The organism is Anaerotruncus sp. DFI.9.16 (assembly GCF_024461615.1).
Lineage (GTDB): Bacteria > Bacillota > Clostridia > Oscillospirales > Ruminococcaceae > Anaerotruncus > Anaerotruncus massiliensis.
The window spans coordinates 1-5,664 of the sequence record NZ_JANFZX010000099.1; the positions used below are offsets into that span (position 1 = coordinate 1).

General features: G+C 65.6%; 6 protein-coding genes. All 6 read left to right on the forward strand.

The window, feature by feature from the left end; translation table 11 throughout:
• Positions 1 to 361 precede the first annotated feature (361 nt).
• The 6 genes from NE609_RS16730 (at position 362) to NE609_RS16755 (ending at position 5,608) form a co-directional block, all read left to right on the forward strand.
• Entirely contained in the window at positions 362 to 583 is a 222-nt protein-coding gene (locus tag NE609_RS16730) for a DUF951 domain-containing protein (RefSeq protein WP_101549272.1), read from the forward strand.
• A gap of 47 nt (positions 584 to 630) precedes the next feature.
• Complete coding sequence (gene prfA, locus NE609_RS16735; protein ID WP_256153174.1) at positions 631 to 1,707, forward strand: peptide chain release factor 1; 1,077 nt, start codon at positions 631 to 633, stop codon at positions 1,705 to 1,707.
• A gap of 21 nt (positions 1,708 to 1,728) precedes the next feature.
• On the forward strand, positions 1,729 to 2,757 hold the full coding sequence (locus tag NE609_RS16740) for an L-threonylcarbamoyladenylate synthase (protein ID WP_256153175.1): 1,029 nt from the start codon (positions 1,729 to 1,731) through the stop codon (positions 2,755 to 2,757).
• A 17-nt stretch (positions 2,758 to 2,774) separates the two neighbouring features.
• Positions 2,775 to 3,527, forward strand: a complete 753-nt coding sequence (gene coaE / locus NE609_RS16745) for a dephospho-CoA kinase (protein ID WP_256153176.1) — start codon at positions 2,775 to 2,777, stop codon at positions 3,525 to 3,527.
• Between the two features lie 130 nt (positions 3,528 to 3,657).
• Positions 3,658 to 4,116 carry a lytic transglycosylase domain-containing protein gene (locus NE609_RS16750; protein ID WP_101549279.1) on the forward strand — a complete coding sequence of 153 codons (459 nt, stop codon included), beginning with the start codon at positions 3,658 to 3,660 and terminating at the stop codon, positions 4,114 to 4,116.
• An 82-nt stretch (positions 4,117 to 4,198) separates the two neighbouring features.
• On the forward strand, positions 4,199 to 5,608 hold the full coding sequence (locus tag NE609_RS16755) for an aminopeptidase (RefSeq protein WP_256153177.1): 1,410 nt from the start codon (positions 4,199 to 4,201) through the stop codon (positions 5,606 to 5,608).
• The last annotated feature ends 56 nt before the right edge of the window (positions 5,609 to 5,664 follow it).

Consider the following 5,664-nt stretch of genomic DNA (forward strand, 5'->3'; position numbering starts at 1 on the left):
GGGCGCCGCCGACTTTGGCCGAAGGCCAACCGGAGGCGGCGCGGGGGTCAAGGGGTTCTCCCCTTGCGGTTTCTTTCCCCCCTTTCTTGTCCGCACAAGAAAGGGGGCCGCCTGCCGGGGCGGGACCCGGCGACTCCGCCGCTTCATGAGCGGCTGATCTAAGGCCGCCGCCGGCCGGCCACCAGCAACCTCCGCCGTTCCCCGAGCGGCAAATCTAAAACCACCGCCGGCCACCGACATACTCCTCCGCCCGTGGGCGGAAAAAAGGAAAATTCACAACTCGCGCCTTGCGTTAGAAATAGTTCTTCTGTATAATAATAGATTGTAGTATTCCAAGGAAACGTGTCGGGAGGCGGGTAGAATGGATATCCAGATCGGCGATGTGCTCATCATGAAAAAACCGCACCCCTGCGGGGAAAACCGCTTCACGGTGGGCCGTGTGGGGATGGATTTCCGCATCCGCTGCGTCGGCTGCGGGCGCGAGGTGATGGTGCCGCGCGCCAAGGTGGAAAAGAACATCAAAAAGGTTTTGCGCGGCGAAACCGAGCTCGGGCGGGAGGAACTCAAAATCCGGCATTTGTAGCTGCCTTTCCCATCCGCTGAAAAGAGAAACACACAGGAGGGAACGGCATGTTTGACAAACTGGATACGGTGGCGGCGCGCTTCGAGGAGCTCGGGATGCGCCTGATGGAACCGAACGTGACAAGCGACCCGGCCAGATACACCGAGCTGATGAAGGAATACCGGCGGCTGGAGCCGATCGTTGAAAAATACCGCGAATACAAATCCGCCAAAGAGGCCTTTGACGAGGCGAAGGAGATGCTCGACGAGGGGGGCCTCGACCCCGAGATGCGCGCGCTCGCGCAGGAGCAGTACGACGAGAACCGCGAGGTGATCGAGTCCGCGTCGCAGGAGCTGAAGATCCTGCTGCTGCCGCGCGACCCGAACGACGACAAGAACGTCATCGTGGAGATCCGCGGCGGCGCGGGCGGCGAGGAGGCGGCCCTCTTCGCGGGGGTGCTCTACCGCATGTATACGATGTACGCGGAGTCGCGCGGCTGGCAGTGCGAGGTGCTCGGCGCCAACGAGACCGAGCTGGGCGGCTTTAAGGAGATCAGCTTTTCGATCAGCGGGGAGGGCGCCTACTCCCGCCTCAAATATGAAAGTGGCGTCCACCGGGTGCAGCGGGTGCCCGAGACGGAGACGCAGGGGCGCATCCACACCTCGACGGTGACCGTCGCGGTGCTGCCCGAGGCGGAGGAGGTCGACTTCGAGCTCGACCCCAGGGATTTGCAGATCGACGTGTTCCGTTCGTCGGGCGCGGGCGGCCAGCACGTCAACAAGACCTCCTCGGCCATCCGCGTGACCCACCTGCCCACCGGCATGGTGGTCGAGTGCCAGGACGAGCGCAGCCAGTATAAGAATAAGGACAAGGCGCTCAAGGTCCTGCGCTCCCGCCTGCTGGACCAGAAGGTGCGGGAGCAGAACGACCAGATCGCCTCCGAGCGCCGCTCGCAGGTGGGCACGGGGGACCGTTCGGAGCGCATCCGCACCTACAATTACCCGCAGGGCCGGGTGACCGACCACCGCATCGGGCTGACCCTCTACAAGCTCGACGCGATCCTCGACGGCGTGCTCGACGAGCTGCTCGACGCGCTGATGACCCACGATCAGGCGCAGAAGCTGCAGGCCGCGCAGGAGGAATGAATCGATTTTGGAGATGAAACCTTGCAGACAAAACTTCTGAAAATCACCGATATCAGCCGCGATTCCGCGGCGCTCGACGAGGCGGCAGCGCTGCTGAGGCAGGGGAAGCTCGTCGCCATCCCGACCGAGACGGTCTACGGGCTGGCGGCAAACGCCCTCGACCCCGCCGCCGCGAAGGCGATCTACGCGGCCAAGGGCCGCCCGAGCGACAACCCGCTTATCGTGCACGTCTCCTCGCTGGAGGAGGTCGCGCCGCTCGTTCGCGAGCTGCCCGCCGCGCTCGAACGGCTCGCCGGGCGGTTCTGGCCGGGGCCGATGACGGTCATCCTGCCGAAATCCGGCCGCGTGCCGAAGGAGACGTCGGGCGGGCTCGACACGGTGGCGGTCCGCATGCCCGCCCACCCGGTCGCGCGGGAGCTCATCCGCCGCGCGGGGGTCCCGCTCGCGGCGCCGTCGGCGAACCTCTCCGGCTCGCCCAGCCCCACCTGCGCGCGGCACTGCGTCGACGATTTGACCGGCCGGGTGGACGCGATCGTCGACGGCGGGGAGTGCGACGTGGGGGTGGAATCGACCGTGCTTACGCTGTGCACCGACCCGCCGCGGGTGCTCCGCCCCGGCGCGGTGACGCTTGAAATGCTGCGGGAGGTGCTGCCGGACATCGAATACGACCCGGGCGTCTTCGAGCACCTGCCCGACGACCGCAAGGTCGCCTCGCCCGGCATGAAGTACAGGCACTATTCCCCCAAGGCGCGGGTCGTGCTCGTGCGCGGGAGCCTCGGGCAGTTCAAACGGTTCATCGCGGCGCAGAAGCACGCGTTCGGCATCCTCTGCTTCGAGGGGGAGGAAAAACACTTCACACAAAAATGTATTACCTACGGCGCGGAAAGCGACCCCGCATCCCAGGCGCACCGACTGTTCGACGCGCTGCGGGAGGTCGACCGCGACGGGCTGACGCTCGTATACACCAGGGTATCTGACGACGAAGGAATTGGACAGGCTGTGTACAACCGGCTGCTGCGCGCGGCCGGGTTCGACGAGGTTCTACTATAGGGAAGGCGGGAAACGTTTTGAAAAGTCAGAATACCATGATCATCGGCCTGACGGGGCAGACGGGCGCGGGCAAATCCACTCTGAGCGGGATGTTCGTCGGGCGCGGCGTGCCGGTCATCAACGCGGACGCGGTGGCGCGGGAGACGATGGAGCACAGCCGGGCGTGCCTGATGGACCTCGTGCTCGAGTTCTCCACCGAGGTCATCCACCCCGACGCGACCCTCAACCGGGAAAAGCTGGCGGAAATCTGCTTTTCCGACCGCGCCAAATTAAAACGCCTCAATGAGATCACCTATCCATACATTATCGCGGCGATCATGCGTAAAATAGAGGAGATCAGCGCGTCGGGCGCGCCGATGCTGCTGCTCGACGCGCCGACCCTTTTCGAGTCGGGGCTCGATAAAAAATGCGACTGGATCGTGGCGGTGACCGCCGACCGGGAGGTCCGCCTGCGCCGCATCATCGCGCGGGACGCGATGACCGAGGAGGCGGCCGAGCGCCGCGTGAACGCCCAGAACCGCGACGGGTTCTATACCTCACGCGCGGACGATATACTGACCAATGACGGGGACCAAGACGAGCTGCGCCTCGCCTTTTCGGAGCTCTACGCCCGCCTGGAAAGGCTGGCGGCGGACGGTGCGGGGCGCCGGGCGCGCGCCGCGCAACCGGAGGCCTTGCCTGCGGACGGACCCGGCGCGGAGACGGAGGCGGACGGCGGGGAGGACCCCGACGACGGCGGCTTTGAGGAGCTGACCGGGACGGACGAATGAACGGAGGGGAGCGGACATCAGACGCGCTGTCAAACTGGGCTTTGAACTGCTGCTGCTCCTGCTGGCGGTGTGGGGGGCGGCAGGTCTCGCGAAATACGGCTTCGACCGCTACTACCATGGCGCCTACCCGATGAAATACACCGAGCTGATCGACGCGGCCTGCGAGGAGAAGGGCCTTGACCGCGCGCTCGTCTACGCGGTGGTGCGCACCGAGAGCGGCTTCGACCCGCGGGCGCGGTCAAATGTGGGCGCGCAGGGGCTCATGCAGCTCATGCCCGACGCGTTCGACTGGGTGCAGATGCGCAAGGGGGGCGGCGAAGCCCCGAAGGGGGAGGACTGCTTCGACCCGGCGACCAACATCGAATACGGCACGTCGATGCTGCGCATCCTGCTCGACGAGTTCGGCACGGTGGAAAACGTCCTCTGCGCCTACCACGCGGGCTGGGGCAGCGCCAAGCAGTGGCTGGGCGACCCCGCCCACGCGCCCGACGGCGAGCACATCACCGACATCCCCTTCGACGACACCCGCGCCTATGTGGCGAAGGTGAAAAAGACGATGGAGGTCTACCGGAGACTCTATGATCTGTAAGAACAGCCGCCGCGCGTTCCCGCGCCCGGCGGCCGGTTTTTGCGGCGGCAATAGAAATCACACTACAGGAGGTTTTACAGCTATGGATAAAGAGAACAGGACCGCGGGCGAGCTGCTGCAGGAGAAGCTCTGCATCAACCGCAGGAACATCGGGCTGACCGCGACCGACGGGGAGGAAGCGGCGGCGCAGGCGTTCTGCGAGCCCTACAAGCAGTTCCTCGACGCCTGCAAGACCGAGCGCGAGGCGGTCACCTACATCGTGGCCAGGGCGCAGGCGGCGGGCTACAAGCCCTTCGACCCCAAGGAGGTCTATCTGCCGGGCGACCGGGTCTACTACAACAACCGCGGCAAGGCGGTCATCCTTTCAACGATCGGCACCCGCCCGATGTCCGACGGGGTGCGCATCATGGCCAGCCACATCGATTCCCCCCGCCTCGACCTCAAGCCCAACCCGCTCTATGAGGATTCGCAGCTCGCGCTCTTCAAGACCCACTACTACGGCGGCATCAAAAAGTACCAGTGGGGCGCGATCCCGCTGGCGCTGCACGGCGTCATCGTCAAGAAGAACGGCGAGACGATCACCTGCGCGATCGGCGAGGCCGAGGACGACCCCGTCTTCACCGTGACCGACCTGCTGCCCCACCTCGCGCAGGAGCAGATGAAGCGCACCCTCGCCGAGGGGCTCAAGGGGGAGGAGCTCAACGTGCTCGTCGGCTGCCGCCCCTTCAAGGACGACAAGGTGAGCGAGAAGGTCAAGCTCAACATCATCCGCCTGCTCAACGAGAAGTACGGCATTGTCGAGGAGGACTTCCTCTCCGCCGAGCTGACCGCGGTGCCGCAGTTTAAGGCCCGCGACGTCGGGCTCGACCGCTCGATGGTCGGTTCCTACGGCCACGACGACCGCGTCTGCGCCTACACCTCGCTGATGGCCGAGCTCGAGGCCGAAAACCCCGCGTACACGACCGTCACCGTCTTCACCGACAAGGAGGAGACCGGCTCGGACGGCAACACCGGCCTCAACTCCAACTACCTCAAGTACTTCATCAAGGACCTCGCCGGGATGCACGGGCTCTCGGGCCGCGAGGTGCTCTCGAAATCCACCTGTCTGTCGGCGGACGTGAACGCCGCTTACGACCCGACCTTCGGCGACACGCTGGAAAAGCGCAACTGCGCCTACCTCAACCAGGGCGTCGTCGTGACCCAGTACACCGGCGCGCGCGGCAAGAGCGGCACGAGCCAGGCGTCCGCCGAGTTCATGGCCGAGATCCGCAACCTGCTCGACGACGCGAAGGTCGTCTGGCAGACGGGCGAGCTCGGCAAGGTCGATCTGGGCGGCGGCGGCACCGTCGCGATGTATATCGCGGCGCTCAACGTCGACGTGGTCGACGTGGGCGTGCCGGTGCTCTCGATGCACGCCCCCTTCGAGGTCGTCTCCAAGCAGGACGTCTACCAGACCTACCGCGCCTTCCAGGCGTATATCGCCGCGAAATAGCGGGCCCCGTTCCCGCCGCCCGCAACCGCGGGCGGGGGGCCCGCCCCCCCCCCGGC